At 71.0% G+C, this 16,416-nt stretch carries 7 protein-coding genes; 4 read left to right on the top strand and 3 right to left on the bottom strand.

Annotated elements, in window-relative coordinates; translation table 11 throughout:
* The first annotated feature begins 18 nt into the window (after positions 1-18).
* The 3 genes from AMO33_RS19660 (at position 19) to AMO33_RS32110 (ending at position 5,502) form a co-directional block, all read left to right on the top strand.
* Positions 19-1,851, top strand: a complete 1,833-nt coding sequence (locus tag AMO33_RS19660) for a glycosyl transferase (RefSeq protein WP_060593842.1) — start codon at positions 19-21, stop codon at positions 1,849-1,851.
* A gap of 71 nt (positions 1,852-1,922) precedes the next feature.
* On the top strand, positions 1,923-5,168 hold the full coding sequence (locus AMO33_RS19665) for an arabinosyltransferase domain-containing protein (RefSeq protein ID WP_060593843.1): 3,246 nt from the start codon (positions 1,923-1,925) through the stop codon (positions 5,166-5,168).
* Between the two features lie 172 nt (positions 5,169-5,340).
* The gene (locus tag AMO33_RS32110; protein WP_167547538.1) at positions 5,341-5,502 is read left to right on the top strand and encodes a hypothetical protein; all 162 of its coding nucleotides are present in this window, start codon (positions 5,341-5,343) and stop codon (positions 5,500-5,502) included.
* 74 nt (positions 5,503-5,576) lie between these two features.
* Here the strand turns inward: AMO33_RS32110 and AMO33_RS19670 are convergent, their stop codons facing one another.
* A complete protein-coding gene (locus AMO33_RS19670) occupies positions 5,577-8,912 on the bottom strand; it encodes an arabinosyltransferase domain-containing protein (protein WP_041559745.1) in 3,336 nt (1,111 codons plus the stop codon).
* A 78-nt stretch (positions 8,913-8,990) separates the two neighbouring features.
* On the opposite strand from AMO33_RS19670, the gene AMO33_RS19675 reads away from it, so the two are divergent.
* Complete coding sequence (locus AMO33_RS19675) at positions 8,991-9,488, top strand: peptidylprolyl isomerase (protein WP_011206720.1); 498 nt, start codon at positions 8,991-8,993, stop codon at positions 9,486-9,488.
* A gap of 75 nt (positions 9,489-9,563) precedes the next feature.
* Here AMO33_RS19675 and AMO33_RS19680 read toward each other — a convergent pair whose 3' ends face one another.
* Positions 9,564-11,108 carry an acyl-CoA carboxylase subunit beta gene (locus AMO33_RS19680; protein WP_011206719.1) on the bottom strand — a complete coding sequence of 515 codons (1,545 nt, stop codon included), beginning with the start codon at positions 11,106-11,108 and terminating at the stop codon, positions 9,564-9,566.
* Positions 11,105-16,357: a polyketide synthase Pks13 gene (gene pks13, locus AMO33_RS19685; RefSeq protein WP_275896132.1), complete on the bottom strand. Its 5,253-nt coding sequence runs from the start codon at positions 16,355-16,357 to the stop codon at positions 11,105-11,107. Before pks13 ends, AMO33_RS19680 begins: the two co-directional genes overlap by 4 nt.
* Positions 16,358-16,416 lie beyond the last annotated feature (59 nt).

Below are 16,416 nucleotides of genomic sequence, written 5' to 3' on the forward strand. Positions count from 1 at the left end.
ACGAAGGAGCACCGAGGGGTGGCGCCTACCCGAGAGACTGCCGAGCCGACCACCATCGTCCGAGGACGGCCACCGCGCATCCGGACCGCGTGGCGACCCGCGACCGCCGCGCGTGCGCTCGTTCCCGAGCGCGGCGATCTGCTGGTCGGCCTCATCTACCTCGTACTGGCGGCCGCGGTGCTGTCCGGGCAGTGGCGCGACACCTCGGGCGGATACCTGATCAAGAGCGGTCAGGACCAGACCATGTGGGAGTGGTTCTTCGCGGTGACCGCGCATTCGCTCGCGCACCTGGAGAACCCGCTCGGCACGACCTTGCAGAACTTCCCCGCCGGGGTGAACATGATGGCCAACACGGCCATGTTCGGCGTCGGCGTGCCGCTGGCGCCGATCACCCTGCTGTTCGGGCCCACGGTGACCTTCGTGCTCGTGCTGACGCTCGGCCTGGCCACCACCGCCTACGCCTGGTACCGGCTCTTCGCCGCCGAACTCGTGCGTTCCCGGGCCGCGGCCGCGCTGGGCGGACTGTTCTGCGGATTCGCGCCCGGGATGATCTCGCACGCCAACGCGCACCCGAACTTCGTGGTGCTCGCGCTGCTGCCGGTGATCGCCGGGCTGGTGATCCGGCTGGCACGGGTCACGGTGGCCGAGGGTGGCGGCGTTCGGTGGCGGTCCGCGGTCGCGCTCGGCCTGCTGGTGGCCGGGCAGATCGCGTTGGGCGAGGAACCGCTGTTGATCTTCGCGCTGGCCTTCGCGGTGTTCGCGGTCGTCTACCACGCGCGTGCCCCGCGCGCGGGGCTGCGCGCCGCGCGGGCGATCGCACCCACCGTCGCGGTGGCCGCGGGCATCACGCTGGTGCTCACGGCGGTGCCGCTGTGGTGGCAGTTCTTCGGACCGCAGAGTTACCGCTCGATCGATCACGGGCCGATGGGCAACGATCTCAAGGCGATGGTGCAGTTCCCGTCGGAGTCGCTGGGCGGCCTGCTCGCGCCGGGGCAGCCGGTGGCGATCAACCCCACCGAACAGAACGCCTACTTCGGCTGGCCGCTGCTGCTGCTCGTCGGCGTGATCGTCGCGCTGCTGTGGCGGGACCGGGTGGTGCGCGCCGCCGCCGCGGTGATCGCCGTGTTCGGGCTGCTCTCGCTGGGCGCGAGCGCGACGCTGGGCAAGCGCGACACCGGCATCGCGCTACCCTGGCGCTGGGCCGAGCACGTGCCGCTGCTGAACACCGTGCTGGAGAGCAGGCTGGCACTGGCGGCGGTGCCCGCCATCGCGATACTGCTGGCGCTGGTGGCCGAGCGCGCGGTGGCCTCCTGGCGGACCTCGCTGACCGACTGGAAGCCGCTGGCCTGGTTCGCCGCCGTCGCGGCCGCGCTGGTGCCGTTGACACCCACCGTCCTGCCGGTCACCGAACGGGAACCGACACCGCGGTTCTTCACCGAGCAGACCGTGCGGGCGTTCACCGGCGACGGCTCGGTCGTCCTGGTGCCACCGCCCCGGCCCGCCGACGCGCGGGCGCTGCGCTGGCAGTCCGACGCGGACTTCGTATTCCCGCTGGCCGGTGGCTATTTCGTCGGCCCGACCGGCGCCGACAAGAAGGGGGTCTACGGCCCGCCCCGGCGCCCGACCACGGACCTGCTGGTGCGCGCGCAGGACACCGGCTCGGTGCCGCCGATCGGAGCGGCCGAACAGGCCGCGGCCCGCGCGGATCTGCGCTACTGGCGCGCCGACGTGCTCGTCCTGCCCGCGACGAAGAACGCCGACGTGCTCGCCGAAACCGTGACCCGGCTGCTGGGCGCCGGGCCGGTCCCGGTGGCCGATGTGCGGGTCTGGGACGTGCGCGGCCTGCGCTGATACCGGCGGGGACCGCGCCGGGCGGTTCGGTGGCGCGGGCCGCACCCGTGCGGTGGCTAGCATGACTGATCGTGCGACCGGACCGAACAACTCGAGCGTTCACCCGCTACCGCCTGATCGCCCTCGTCTCCGGGCTTCTCGGATTCGTGCTGGCGCTGCTGTCACCGCTGCTGCCGGTACGGCAGGACCGGGCGACGCTGGACTGGCCGCAGCCCGATGCCGCGAGCGTGTCCGCGCCCCTGGTGTCGTATGTGCCGCTGCGCCTGGATGCCTCGCTGCCCTGCTCGGTGCTCGGCTCCGGCGCGTCGACCCTGCTGTCCACCATCCCGGTCGCGTCCGGCCAGGCCACCAGCAAGGGCCTGGTCGTCTCGGTCGCCGACGGCACCCTCACGCTCCTGCAACGCGACGTGCCGCTGCTCTCGGCCCCGGTCGCCGAGATCGCCTCGTGCGCCGAGATCAGGGTCGAGGCCACCGACGCGGCCACCACCGCGGAGTTCGTCGGGGTGTCGCGGGCGGACGGAACCCCGTTCCGCAACAGCGTGACTCGCGACATCAGGCCCCAGATGGTCGGCGTGTTCACCGATCTCGACGCCGGGCAGCTCGGCGGTGCGCGCGTGCACGCCGACATCGACTCCCGCTTCTCCTCCACGCCGAGTCCGCTGAAACTGGCGGTGATGATCGCCGCCGCGGTGTTCACCGTGATCGCGCTGGTGGCACTGCACCTGCTGGACACCTCCGACGGCCGCCGCGCCCGCCGCTTCCTGCCCGCGCACTGGTGGCGCTTCGGCCCGGCCGACGGCGCGGTGCTCGGCACGCTGGTGCTGTGGCACATCATCGGCGCCAACACCTCCGACGACGGCTACATCCTCAACATGGCGCGCGCCTCGGAGCGCTCGGGCTACATGGCCAACTACTACCGTTGGTTCGCCGTGCCCGAGGCACCGTTCGGCTGGTCCTACGAGGTGCTGGCCTGGATGGCGAAGGTGTCGGCGGCCAGCCCGTGGATGCGGCTGCCCACGCTGCTCGCGGGCATCCTGTGCTGGCTGGTGATCAGCCGCGAGGTGCTGCCCCGGCTCGGGGCGCGGGTGCGCCGCAACAAGGTCGCGCTGTGGACCGCGGGCCTGGTGTTCCTGGCGTTCTGGCTGCCCTACGACAACGGTCTGCGCCCGGAACCGCTGATCGCCGCGGGCGCGCTGCTCACCTGGTGCTCGATCGAACGCGCGATCGCCACCGGGCGGCTGCTGCCCGCCGCGATCGCGGTGCTGATCGCGGGCTTCTCGCTGGCTGCCGGCCCGACCGGCCTGATCTGCGTGGCCGCGCTCATCGCCGGCTCGCGGCCGGTGTTGCAGATCATTGTCAAGCGGGCGCGCGGCGGTGGCGGGCGCGGCGCGGGGGTGTTCCGCTATCTGTCGCTGCTCGCGCCGGGGCTCGCGGCGGGCACGCTGGTGCTGATCGTGGTGTTCGCCGACCAGACCCTGTCCACGGTGCTCGAGGCCACCCGGGTGCGCACCCTGGTCGGCCCCAACGTGGCCTGGTTCGACGAGCGGACCCGCTGGGACTCGCTGCTGATGCTGGCACCGGACGGTTCGCTGGCCCGCCGCTTCGGCGTGCTGCTCATGCTGTTGTGCCTGCTGGTCTCGGTGTTGCAGGTGCTGCGCAAGGGCCGCATCCCGGGCACCTCGCGCGGGCCCTCGGTGCGCATCCTCGGCATCGTGTTCGCCTCGCTGCTGCTGATGATGTTCACCCCGACCAAGTGGACGCACCACTTCGGCGTCTACGCCGGGCTGGCCGGTTCGCTGGCCGCGCTGGCGGCGGTGGCGGTGGGTACCGCGGCGATCCGCTCGCCGCGCAACCGCGCGCTGTTCGCGGCGGCGGTGCTGTTCCTGCTGGCCATCACCTTCACCGGCTCCAACGGCTGGTGGTACGTCTCGAGCTACGGCGTGCCCTGGTGGGACAAGGCGCCGCTGATCGCGGGCAAGGGGCTGTCCACGCTGTTCCTCGGGCTCACCGGGGTGGCGCTGCTGGTGGCGGTGTGGTTCCACTACCGCGAGCCCTACCGGCGCCCGCGCCCGGGCAACGGCTTCGACCGGGTCGCCTCCGCGCCGCTGACCATCGCCGCGGCCCTGCTGGTGCTCTTCGAGATCGCCTCGCTGGCCAAGGGCGCGGTCGGCCAGTATCCGGCCTACTCGATCGCCAAGTCCAACATCGAGTCGCTGCGCGGGAATCCGTGCGCGCTGGCCGACGAGGTGCTGGTGGAGACGAACACCGCCGACTCGCTGCTGCAACCCTACGACGCCGCCCCGGCCGACGGGCTGGCCGGCGAGGTGACGGCCTTCACCCCCGACGGGGTGGCGCGCGATCTCACCGCCGACGCGGAGGAGACCGCCAGCGGCGGCGCCAACACCGTCGACACCGGTGGCGAGAACAAGACCACCAACACCACCGGCGCGGGCACCGGCGGCGGCACCACAGCCGAGGCGGGCATCAACGGCAGCAGTGTGGCGCTGCCGTTCGGCCTCGACCCGGCGCGGACCCCGGTGCTGGGCTCCTACCAGGAGGACGAACAGCGGCAAGCCGCGCTCACCACGCACTGGTACCGGCTGGACCAGAACGCCGACGACCTGCGCGCCGATCCGGCGTACCGGGTGCTGGCGATCACGGCGGCGGGCCGCATCAAGTCGGTCGACGCCGACGGCGTGGAGACCTACGGCCAGGAGCTGCGGGTGGAGTACGGCGTGCGCGAGGCCGACGGCAGCGTCCGGGTCCTCGGTTCGGTGCTGCCGCTGGACATCGGCCCGGCACCGTCCTGGCGCACGCTGCGCGTCCCGTTGGACCGGCTGCCCGGCGAGGTGAACGCCGTGCGCCTGGTGGCCGTCGACAACGACATCACCCAGCGCCAGTGGCTGGCGGTCACCCCGCCGCGGCTGCCGCGGCTGGCGACGCTGAACTCGGTGGTCGGCTCCACCGATCCGGTGCTGCTGGACTGGCACGTCGGCCTGGCCTTCCCCTGCCAGCGGCCCTTCGATCACCACGACGGCGTGGCCGAGGCCCCGCGCTGGCGCATCCTGCCCGATCGGGTCGGCTCGGACGCCTCCAACGCCTGGCAGGACGACATCGGCGGCGGCCCGCTCGGCTGGACCGAACTGCTGCTGAAGGCCGAGACCGTGCCCACCTATCTCGACCACGACTGGGGCCGGGACTGGGGCTCGCTGGAACGCTTCACGCCCTACGATCCGGCCGCGGAGCCGGCCACCATCGGGGTGCGCGTGGTGACCAGGCCGGGCACGGCCGACGACCCGCCGATCCGCGCCCGCTGACCGGCGCGGCTCCCGGTGACCGGCACCGGGAGCCGCATCCCCAACCGTACGGTTGTCACGCAAACGTGACCGAATCCCGTTGCGCTACGGTGAGTTTCGTCGAAATGACACCTTCGTAACCGTTGCTTCGAAATGTGGGCACGCAGATGTTTCAGAACGTATGGTGGTGGGTATGACTGCAGCCTTCGATGACATGGATCTGCGCGATCTCGTCGATCTGCTCACCGACGAGGAGAAGCGTGAACTACGCCCGGCGGTGCTGCGGGTCCTCCACCGGCTTCCCGACCAGGAGGTGCTCCGCCGCGATTTATCCCGCCGGTTGCTCGAGGTGTGACAGGTCAGCGGACGTACGAACAAGGGCCGTGGTCGCGGAACACTCCGCGACCACGGCCCTTCCTCATGTGCGGGTCAGGACACCCGCATCGCACCCGGCGACCACAGCCCGTGCCGGGTGGTGGTCGTGGTGCTCAGCTCGGCGGGCACCGCGCTCTGGTCGTACTGGTCGTAGCGCTCGAGCGAGCCCCAGTCCCTGGCCCAGTCGTCCTTGAGATAGGTCGGAATGGTGGTCGACCTGGCCAGCATCTGCGCGAAGCCGAGCGGGCCGCCGAACTCCTGAGCCTGCCAGGTGTTGGTGGAGCTCACCGCGAGCGGCCGGTCCGGCAGCACCCGGTAGCGCGGCACCTCGGCCACGCCGTTCTCGTGGAAGAACGGCCGCTGGCACGGGAACTGCAGACCGACGGCCCAGTCCAGCAGGATCGGCTGACGCGAGCCGAGGTAGTCGTCGAGCGACTGCAGGGTCGGCATCCGCGGCGGCGTGAACGCCAGCCACTGGTCGCCGATCAGGATGGGGTCGTTGGCCACGATCCGCACCGCGTCGGCGTCGGGGGCGAGCTCGTCCAGCGGCACCCGCAGGTTGCGCCAGGACGGGAACGGGCCGATGTCACGCGGCAGGTACTCGCCCTGCTTGGTCACGGTGCCGTCGGGCCCGCGCTTGCCGTACTCGACCTTGAGTTCCTGGCCGTACTTCATCGCACCGGTGTCGTCGAAGGACAGCACCCGGCCGGCCGCCGAGATCACGATCAGCGGGCGATCCGCCGACCGCTGCGGCAGCGCGTACCAGCTCGACACCAGGTGCGCGGGCTGCTGCACCCCGGCCTGGTAGCTGCCCATCACCGGGGTGGTCGCCGGATCCAGGCCGAACGGCAGCGCCACGGTGCTGCCGTTCACGCCGCGGGCGCCCTGGCCGCCGCCGGTGCCCGCGTTCTCGCCCTCGGCGAAGGCCGCGCCGACCGACTGGGTGGAGGTGTTACCGGTGCCCGGCTTCACCTCGACGCTGTCGGCGGACAGGTCGTCCGGCACCCCGTTGGGATCGAAGCCGACCGGGTTCGCGCCGGCCAGCGGGTCGCCGTTCGCCGGCGGTTCGTTCGGATCGATGATCGGGGTGAGCTGTCCGTCGTTGGGGTCGGGTTCGACGAGCACGTCGTTGGCCAGGCCGCACATGTTGCCGCGCAAGGCGTCGACGTTCGAGCGCGCCAGCGAGTAGGCCGGGTACTGCGAGACCGCGCCCTTGGCCAGCGACAGCACCTCGAGCGCCACCATCAGGGCGGCGACCACGGTCAGCGGGATCGCCGCGAACTTGCGGATGCGCCTGCCGCGCACGGTCTTGGCCGAGGGCTGCGGCGCGGTGTAGTCCTCGCGCAGGGTGAACCAGGCCACCAGCGCCAGCGCGACACCGAACAACACCAGCATCAGCGTGTTCGACTGGTAGCCGCGCAGCGAGATCTGCTTGTCGAACCACGGCACGCCGAAGCTGGAGACATACCAGTAGCCGTTGATACCCGAGAACGCGATGGCCAGCACGAACAACAGACCGGCCAGGAAGATCGCCCGGTTCTTGCGTGCCCGCAGCGCACTGGCCGACACCGCGACCGCCGTCACCGCGGCCAGCGAGCCCGCGATGCCCGCGTACGCGCCGAAGTGGTGGGTCCACTTCGTCGGGTTGAACATCATGAAGAAGATCGTGCCGAACACGATGCCCATCAACCGCCAGGTCGGTGCGCTGGCGATGCCGGGCACGCGCCTGCGCCGCAGCAGCACCAGCATGGTGGTGAACAGGCACAGCAGCATCACCAGGAAGGCGAACCGGCGCGAGAGGGACCCGTCCACCGTCTCGACGAACAGGTAGTAGTAGCGCAGGTAGTCCTCGTACCAGGCCAGGTTCGGGCCGGTCGCCTGGCGCACCCGGTTGGCCTCCTGGATGCCCGCGAACGTCTGGTCGCTGTAGACCACCGTCAACACCAGTAGGCCCGCCGCCGCGATCGGCGCGAGCAACGGCAGCGTGCCGTGCTCGCGGTGGCGGCGCACCACGATCCGCACCAGCGGCCGGGTACCGGCCAGCAGCGCGGCCACGCACATCAGCCCGGTCGGGGCCGCGGCCAGGGTGAACGCCGCGATCAGCACCGCCACCGCGGCGGGCAGCAGGCGCCCGGTCGCGATCGCGCGTTCGATGGAGACCCAGGTCAGCAGCGCGCCGAGCGCCACGATCGGCTCCGAGCGCAGGCCGTTGTCGAACGGCAGCCAGAACGCCAGGAACACCAGCCCGCCGGTCCACAGCGCCACCTTGCTGGTGCGCACCCCGCGCCCGAGCCGCGGCACCACCTCGCGGCTGATCACCATCCAGCACAGGATCGCGCAGAACAGCGCGGGCAGGCGCACCCACGGACTGGCCGTGGACACCTCGGCGAAGACCTGGATGACGTAGTAGTACCAGCCGAACGGCGCCTCCGGCACGCCGTACCAGCGGAAGTAGTTGGCCATGTAACCGGCCTCCGGCGCCACCCGGACCATGTTGAGGATGTAGCCGTCGTCGGAGGTGTTGGCGCCGATGAAGTGCCACAGCACCAGCGTGCCGAGCACCGCGCCGTCGGCCCAGGTCGGCTTGAACCAGTTGGCGGGCAGGAACCGGCGGTGGCCGCGGCCGTCGCTGCCGTCCAGGCGGGCCAGCGCGGCCAGGGCGATGATCGTGCACAGCACCGCGGCCAGCATCGCGGTCAGCTTGATCCAGGTGGGGCTGGAGCTGAACCGGGTGTCGACGGTCATGTCGAAGCTCAGCCCGGCGGGCACCGCACCCTCGAGATCGGAGAACACCCCCACCACCTGCGGCCGGAAGTCACCGGGCATGGTGCCCTCGACCGGCACGCGCACCAGTTCGGTCTGCCCCGGCGCGCCACCCTGGACCGGCCGCTCGATCTCGCGCTGCATGCCCTCGAACACCGCGGTGGTGCGGGCGTTGTCGGAGGCGATGCGGATGGCCGAGCACTCGCCCATCCGCGCCCGCTCGGCCGAGGCGACCACGGCGTTGCGGTTCACCACGTCCACCGAGTTCTCCGAGACCCGGACGAACATCGCCTCCAGCGCCGCGCGGTCGCCCTGCGGCGGCGCGGTGGCCAGCAGCATGCCGCCCTGCGCGGGCAGCGCGTCCACGGCCGAACACGGGATGCTCGCGGCGAGGTCGATCGGCACCTGCGCCATCAGCGGCGCCTGCACGTTCTGCAGCGTGCCGCCCTGCGGCCAGTTCAACACCGCCACGGTCTGCTTGACCGGCAGGAACGGGGTCGCCAACGCCAGCAGAGCGCCCAGCGCGCCGACCACGAGGGCGATTATTCGCGCGGTTCGGAAATCCCGCGGACGAACCTCGGGAGCGGCGGGTGGCTTCGTCAAGACAGCAGTAGCGGCGTCGGGCACGAATGGCAATGCTAGCCGTAAGCCGAAAACTCGACCCGACTTGCTGACCCCCGGCGGCGGGGATGGAAAGGTGGGGGTATGACCAAGGTGAATCTGGAGACGAATTTCGGACCGATCGTCCTGGAGCTGGACGACGCCAAGGCGCCGGAGACGGTGCGCAACTTCGTGGATTACGTGAACTCGGGCCACTACAACGGCACGATCTTCCACCGGGTGATTCCCGGCTTCATGATCCAGGGCGGCGGATTCGAGCCGGGAATGCGGCAGAAGGGCACCAAGGCCCCCATTCAGAACGAGGCCGCCAACGGCCTCAAGAACGACAAGTACACCGTCGCGATGGCGCGGACCAACGACCCGCATTCGGCCACCGCGCAGTTCTTCATCAACGTCGCCGACAACGCCTTCCTCAACCACACCGCCCCGAGCCCGTCCGGCTGGGGCTACGCGGTCTTCGGCCAGGTCGTCGACGGCACCGACGTGGTCGACAAGATCGCCGGTGTGTCCACCGGTTCGGCGGGCATGCACCAGGACGTCCCGGTCGACGACGTGATCATCACCTCCGCCAGCCTCGCCTGAGCAGCCTGAGCGGGGTCAGACCGATCGGGCCGCCCACCTTGCACGGGTGGGCGGCCCGACGTCTGTCCGCGAGCGTCAGAGCGGTAGCAGGTGGTGTTTGCGCGGGTTGCGGGCCAGCTTCTTGTCCCGTAGCAGATGCAGGGCGCGGCGCAGCTCCAGCCGGGTGGCCGAGGGCTCGATGACGGCGTCGATGTAGCCGCGCTCGGCCGCCACCCACGGCGTGGCCACGGTCGCGTTGTAGAAGTCGATCATCTGCTGGCGCATGGCGGCGCGCTGGTCCTCCGGCGCCGCGGCCAGCTGCTTGCCGCCGATCAGGCTGACGGCGCTCTCGGCGCCCATCACCGCGATGCGGGCGGTCGGCCAGGCCAGGTTGACGTCCGCGCCGAGCTGCTTGGACCCCATCACCGCGTAGCCGCCGCCGTAAGACTTGCGGATCACCACCGTCACCTTCGGCACGGTCGCCTCCACGAAGGAGAACAGGAACCGGCCGCCGCGTTTGATGACGCCGATCTTCTCCTGCTCCACGCCGGGCAGGAAGCCGGGGGTGTCCACCACGAACACCAGCGGGATCTCGAAGGCGTCGCACAGTCGCACGAAGTGCGCGGCCTTGTCGGAGGCGCGGGCGTCCAGCGCGCCGGCGTACACCAGCGGCTGGTTGGCCACCACCCCGACGCTGCGGCCGTCGACCCGGGCGAAACCGGTGATGATGTTGCGGCCCGCGGTCGCGCCGATCTCGTGGAAGTCGCCGTCGTCGAAGATCCGCAGCAGGATCTCGTGCATGTCGTAGCCGGCATTGTCGGAGTCGGGCACGATCGAGTCGAGTTCGCGGTCGCTGTCGGTGATCTCCGGCTCCAGACCGGGGTTGACCACCGGCGGCAGCTCCTGGCAGCTGGTCGGCAGGAAGCTGAGGTAGTCGCGCACCCACTGGAACGCGGCCTTCTCGTCCTTGGCGACGTGATGGATGTTGCCGTATTCGGCCTGGCTCTGCGCGCCGCCGAGTTCCTCGAGGCTCACGTCCTCACCGGTGACCTCGCGGATCACCTTGGGCCCGGTGACGAACATGTACGCCTCTTCGGTCGCCACCACCACGTCGGTGTTGATCGGGGCGTACACCGCGCCGCCCGCGCACTTGCCGAGGATCATCGACACCTGCGGCACCAGCCCGGACAGCGGTTCCTGCCTGCGGCCCAGTTCGGCGTACCAGGCCAGCGAGGTCACCGCCTCCTGCACGCGCGCGCCGCCGGAGTCGTTGATGCCGACGACCGGGCAGCCGACCTTGGCCGCGTACTCCATGATGTAGGCGACCTTGCGGCCGAACATCTCACCGACCGAGCCGCCGTAGACGGTCTGGTCGTGCGAGAACACCGCCACCGGCCGCCCGTCCACCAGGCCGTGGCCGGTGACCACGCCGTCGCCGTAGAGGGCCGCCGGGTCGCCGGGTTTGCGCACCAGCGCACCGATTTCCACGAAGGTTCCCGGATCGAGCAGCATGTTGATCCGGTCGCGGGCGCTGGGAATGCCCTTCTTCGCCCGCTTCGCGACCCCCGCTTCACCCGCGGGCTCCTGCGCAAGCTCGAGGCGCTTACGCAGGTCTGCGAGTTTCTCGGCAGTAGTGCTCACTTGTCCCCTTTCGCCTCCATCGCAACAAGCTTCGCGGTCAGGTCGGCACCGATCTTCGCGATCCGCGGTTCGTCGACGATCTGCAGATGATCGCCGGGAATGTGGACGACCTGGAGATGCGGGAGGTACTCGTCCCAGCCGCCGTTGGGCTTGCGCTCGGCGAACCTGGGCTCCAGCTCGATCATGCCGTCGTGGTAGCGATCCGCCAGGTACAGCACCACGTCGCCGTCGTAGCGCGAGGGCGTGGTGCGGGCCAGGTGCCTGCTCTCGATCCAGGAGGTGCGCTGATGTTCGAGCACGCCGCCGGGGATCTTGGCACCGCTGATCTTGATCAGATCGCTGATCATCTTGAACTGCTCTTCGTCCGAGGCCGCCGCCAGCTCCTCGAGCTGGGCGCGGTCGAGCTCGGCGTCGATGCCGTAGGTCTTGCGCGCGAAGGCCTGGTAGCGCTCGATCCGGCGCACCCGCTCCTCGGGGCTGTTGTCCTCGTCCCGGGTCGGGATGGCCAGGTCGATCAGTCCGACCACCCGCACGTCGGCGCCCTCGGCGCGCAGCAACTGCGCGACCTGCAACGCGAACACCGCGCCCAGCGACCAGCCGTACAGCACGAACGGCCCGTCCCCCTGGATGCGGCGCAGCTCGGGGATATACTGCTTGGCCCGCTGCTCGATGTCGCCGTCCACCCGCTCGAACCCGTACATCGGGGTGTGCGCGGGCAGCCGCTTGAGCAACGGCTCGTAGACGAGGGTGTTGCCGCCGGAGGGATGGAACACGAACACCGGCACGGCGTCGGAGCCTTCGGGGCGCGGGCGCAGCGGGCGCACGAAGCCGTCGATCTCGGCGCCGCTGTCCTGGCGTTCGCGCACGATGTCGGCGAGCTGCTCGATGGTCTCGCAGTCGAGCACGTCGTCGACGGTCACCTCGGCCTTGATCCGCTCGGACAGGCGCGCCGCCAGCTTCTCGGCGACCTCCTCTTCGAGGATCGGCAGGGTGTTGAAGATGCCGCCCGCCGACTTGCCGGTGACGATCGCCCAGGTCGCGTAGGTGAGCCGTTCGGCCGCGTCGCGCGGGGGCACGTCGTCCTCGTCGACGGCGGCCAGCGCCTCACCGAAGGCGGCGGCCTCCTGATCGACCGGAGCGGGGTCGGCCACAGCGGGGTCGGCCACAGCGGGTTCGGCCGGAGCGTCGGCCGCCGTGCCCGAATCCTGGCTGCCCACCGCGGTTTCCAGTGCCGCGACCGGATCCTCGCCCGCCTCCATCGCGGCACGCGCGGCGGTGACGAAGTCGGCGTCGACGGTGATCTCCTCGCCCGCGGCCTGCTTCTCGGCGATGGCGGCGACCTGGTCACGGTGCTCGATCGCGTAGCGCAGCACCTTGCCGACCTCGGTGAGGTTGGCATCGCGCACGGCCTGGATCTGCAGCTGCGGAATGTCGAACTCGTACTCGACGCGGTTCTTGATCCGCATCGCCATCAGCGAGTCCAGACCAAGCTCCATGAGCGGGATCTCCATCGGCAGGTCCTCGACCGCGTAGCCCATCGACTCGGCGACGATCAGCGCCAGCCGTTCCTCGATGGTCTGGCTGCCGTTGGGGTCCCACCGGTCACCGGCCTGCTCGAGCACCTCGGGCTCGGCGGCGGGCGCCGCGGCGGTGGCGGTGCTCGGCGCGGCGACCGCCGGGGTGGGCAGCGGCGCGCCGGAGGTGACCACGGCGTCGAAGATCAGCCGGAACTGCGCGTCCTCCTTGGCGTGCACCTGCACCGAGGCACCGCCCGGATGCGGGGTGAGCGTGGTGGTCAGGGTGCCCGCGGCCGGGACGGCGCCGTGCGCGAGCGAGGCGCCGACGGTCACGTCGGCGAGCACCTGCGCGGCGGCGGCGCGGACCAGCTCGGCCGGGTCGGTCACCGCGCTCGCCTGGACCTCCCACACGTGCCTGCCGTCGGGCAGCGCGACGTGCGCGCCGGGCACGCGGCCGGTGCCGCTGCCGGTGGCCATCCGCGCGGCGGGCCAGAACTCCTTGCGCACGAAGGTGGTGCGCGGGATGTCGGCGTAGTCGCCCGCGGGCAGCAGCGAGGACAGGTCGACGGCGTGACCGTGCACGTAGAGCTGGGCGAGGGCGGAGATCACACCCGCCGACTCGTCTTCCTTGCGCTTGAGCGTGGGGATGAGCTGGGCGTCGTGCAGGCCGGCGGCGAAGGTGGTGCCGAGCACCTGCATCAGCGCCACCGAGTTGGGCGCGAGCTCGAGGAAGGTGGTGTGGCCGCTGTCCACCGCGAGCTTCACCGCGTTGGTGAAGTACACGCTGTGGCGCATGTTGGTGACCCAGTAGTCCTCGTCGTGCACCGGGTCGTGGCCGGGACGGTAGTACTTCTCCTTGTGCACCGTCGAGTACAGGCCCGCGCGCAGCCGGGTCGGCTCGATGCCGGCCAGCTCGGCGGCCAGCTCGCCGAGCAGCGGGTCCATCTGCGAGGTGTGGCCTGCGCCGCGGGTCTGCAGCACGCGGGCGAACTTGCCCGCCTCCTCGACCTTGGCGACGATCGCCTGCACCTGCTCGTACGGTCCGCCGATGACGGTGTTGGTCGGCGCGGCGTAGACGGCGACCTCGACGTCGGGGTAGTCGGTGAGCATGGCCTCGACCTCGGCGGCGCTCAGCTCGACCAGCGCCATGTTGCGCACGTCGTCGTCGCTGATCATCTGCTCGCCCTCGCCCATCAGGCGGGACCGGGCGCAGATCACCCGGACCGCGTCCTCGAGGGTGAGACCACCGGCGATGTAGGCGCCCGCGACCTCGCCCATCGAATGGCCGACCACCGCTTCGGGTTCCGCGCCGTGCGCGCGCAGCAGCGCGGCCAGGCCGATCTGGATGGTGAAGATGCCGACCTGCGAGGTGCCGACGTTGTAGTCCTGGGCGTCGTCGAGGATCATCTCGCGCACCGAATAGCCGGCCTCGTCCTGGACGAGCTCGTCGACCTCGTCGACGGTGCGGCGGAAGATCGCGTTCTCCAGGTACAGCTGCTTGCCCATCTTGCGGTGCTGGGCGCCGAACCCGGAGAGCACCCAGATCGGGCCCTGGGCGGCGGGAGCGTCCGCGGTGAACACGCCGGTGCCCGGCTTGCCCGCGGCGATCGCGCGCAGCCCGGCCACCGCCTCCTCGTGCGTCTTGGCCAGCACCACACCGCGCGAGCGCCAGTGGCTACGCTTGGCCAGCGACCGCGCCACATCGGCCAGCGGCACGTCGCGGCCCGCCTCGGACTCCAGCCAGTCGGCCAGTTCGGTGGCGGCCCGGCGGCGGCGCGAGGGCAGGTAGCCCGACACGCACAGGATCACCGGCAGCGGCTCGGTGCGCTCGGCCGACCATTCCGCGGCGTCGGCGGCGGCCTCGGCGGTGATCTCGGTGGCCTCGGCGACGACGTCGCCCGCTTCCGCGGTGATCGCGGTCGCCGCCGCGATCACATCGGTGGTCTCGGTCTCGGTGTCGGTGTCGGTACCGGGCGCGACGACCGCGGCCTTCGTCGGCGGGGTGTATTCCTGCAGCACGACGTGGGCGTTGGCGCCACCGAAGCCGAAGCCGGAGATGCCGACGGTGGCCACGCCGCTGTAGCGCGGGAACTGGGTGGGCTCGTCGACCACCTTCAGCCGGGCCTGCTCGAACGGAATGTAGGGGTTCGGGCCCGCGAAGTTGATGTTCGGCGGAATCACGTTGTGCTGGAAGGCCATCACGACCTTGGCCAGGCTGGGCACGCCCGCGCCGGACTCGAGGTGACCGAAGTTGGTCTTGGCCGAGCCGAGCAGGGCGGGCTTGTCGGCGTCGCGGCCGCGGCCGACCACCCGGCCGAGCGCGTCGGCCTCGATGGGATCGCCGATCAGCGTGCCGGTGCCGTGCGCCTCGATGTAGTCCACCGTCGCCGGGTTGATGCCCGCGTCGCGGTAGGCGCGGCGCAGCACGTCGGCCTGCGCGTCGGGGTTCGGGGCGAACAGGCCGTTGGAGCGGCCGTCGTTGTTGACCGCGGTGCCCTTGATGACGGCGAGGATGCGGTCGCCGTCGCGTTCGGCGTCGGCGAGCCGCTTGAGCACGACCAGGCCGGCGCCCTCGGAGCGCACCATGCCGTCGGCGTCGGATGAGAACGCCTTGATGCGGCCGTTCTTGGCCACCGCGCCGTTCTTCTCGAAGCCGAGGGTGGCCACCGGGGCCAGGATCATGTTCACGCCGCCCGCCAACGCGAGGTCGGCCTCGCCGTCCCGCAGCGCGCGCACGGCCTGGTGCACGGCCACCAGCGTGGACGAGCACGCGGTGTCGACGGTCACCGACGGACCGCGGAAGTCGAAGAAGTAGGAGACCCGGTTGGCGATGATGCCGGTGGAGGCACCCAGCAGCGCGTAGGCCTCGGCCGAGATCGGCAGATTCGGGTCGCGGTCGCCGAGCCCGAGCGCGGCGATGAGCTGGAAGTCCTGGGTGGAGGAGCCGACGAACATGCCGACCGACTCGCCGCGCAGCTCGCTGGCCGGGATGCGGGCGTGTTCGAGCGCCTCCCAGGTGAGCTCCATCATCAGGCGCTGCTGCGGATCGACCCGCTCGACCTCGATCGGCGACATCGCGAAGAACTCCGCGTCGAAGCCCTTCACCACCTCCTGGTCGAGGTAGCCGCCGAGGGTGTTGCTCTCCTCGATCATCTTCGCCACGTTCGGGTCGGACATGAACTCCGCCCAGCGGCCCTCCGGCAGTTCGCGGATCGCGTCGCCGCCGTTGATGAGGAATTCCCAGGTCGATTCCGGGGTGTCGCCCGCGCCCGGCAGCCGGGTGGACAGGCCGACGATGGCGATGTCGTGCGCCTCGCCCGGCGTGTAGCCCGCGGTGTAGAACGCCTCGTCACCCGCGGTCTCGGGAACCTCGGGTTCGCCGTGCACGATGACCTCGGCCAGCGAGGCGATGGTCGGGTGCTGGTAGACCACGGTCGCGGTCAGCACCACGCCGGTGAGCTCCTCGATGTCGCCGCCGAGCGCCAGGGCGTCACGCGAGGCCAGGCCGAATTCCTCCATCGGCCGGTCGACGGTGATGTTCTCCAGCGGCTGCCCGGTCGCGTCGGCGACCCAGCGGCGCAACCACTCCCGCACCTCGGCCACCGACATGTCGGTGCGCGGACCGTCGCCCACGGCGCCCTCGCCCACGGCACCGTCGGGCGCCGGGGTCGCGGCGGCGTCGGTGGTGGCGTCCTCGGTCGTCTGGTCGGGCGTGCCCTCGTTGTCAGCCATCAATTCCTCAAGCTACCTGTCTGCGTACCGGGCGCGCCGCGAAACGACACCCGGCGTGG

The organism is Nocardia farcinica (assembly GCF_001182745.1).
GTDB lineage: Bacteria > Actinomycetota > Actinomycetes > Mycobacteriales > Mycobacteriaceae > Nocardia > Nocardia farcinica.

Coding starts and splice junctions, on each gene's coding strand:
- pks13 (WP_275896132.1), bottom strand. CDS start 16,357: ATGGCTGACAACGAGGGCACGCCCGACCAGACGACCGAGGACGCCACC.
- AMO33_RS32110 (WP_167547538.1), top strand. CDS start 5,341: ATGACTGCAGCCTTCGATGACATGGATCTGCGCGATCTCGTCGATCTG.
- AMO33_RS19675 (WP_011206720.1), top strand. CDS start 8,991: ATGACCAAGGTGAATCTGGAGACGAATTTCGGACCGATCGTCCTGGAG.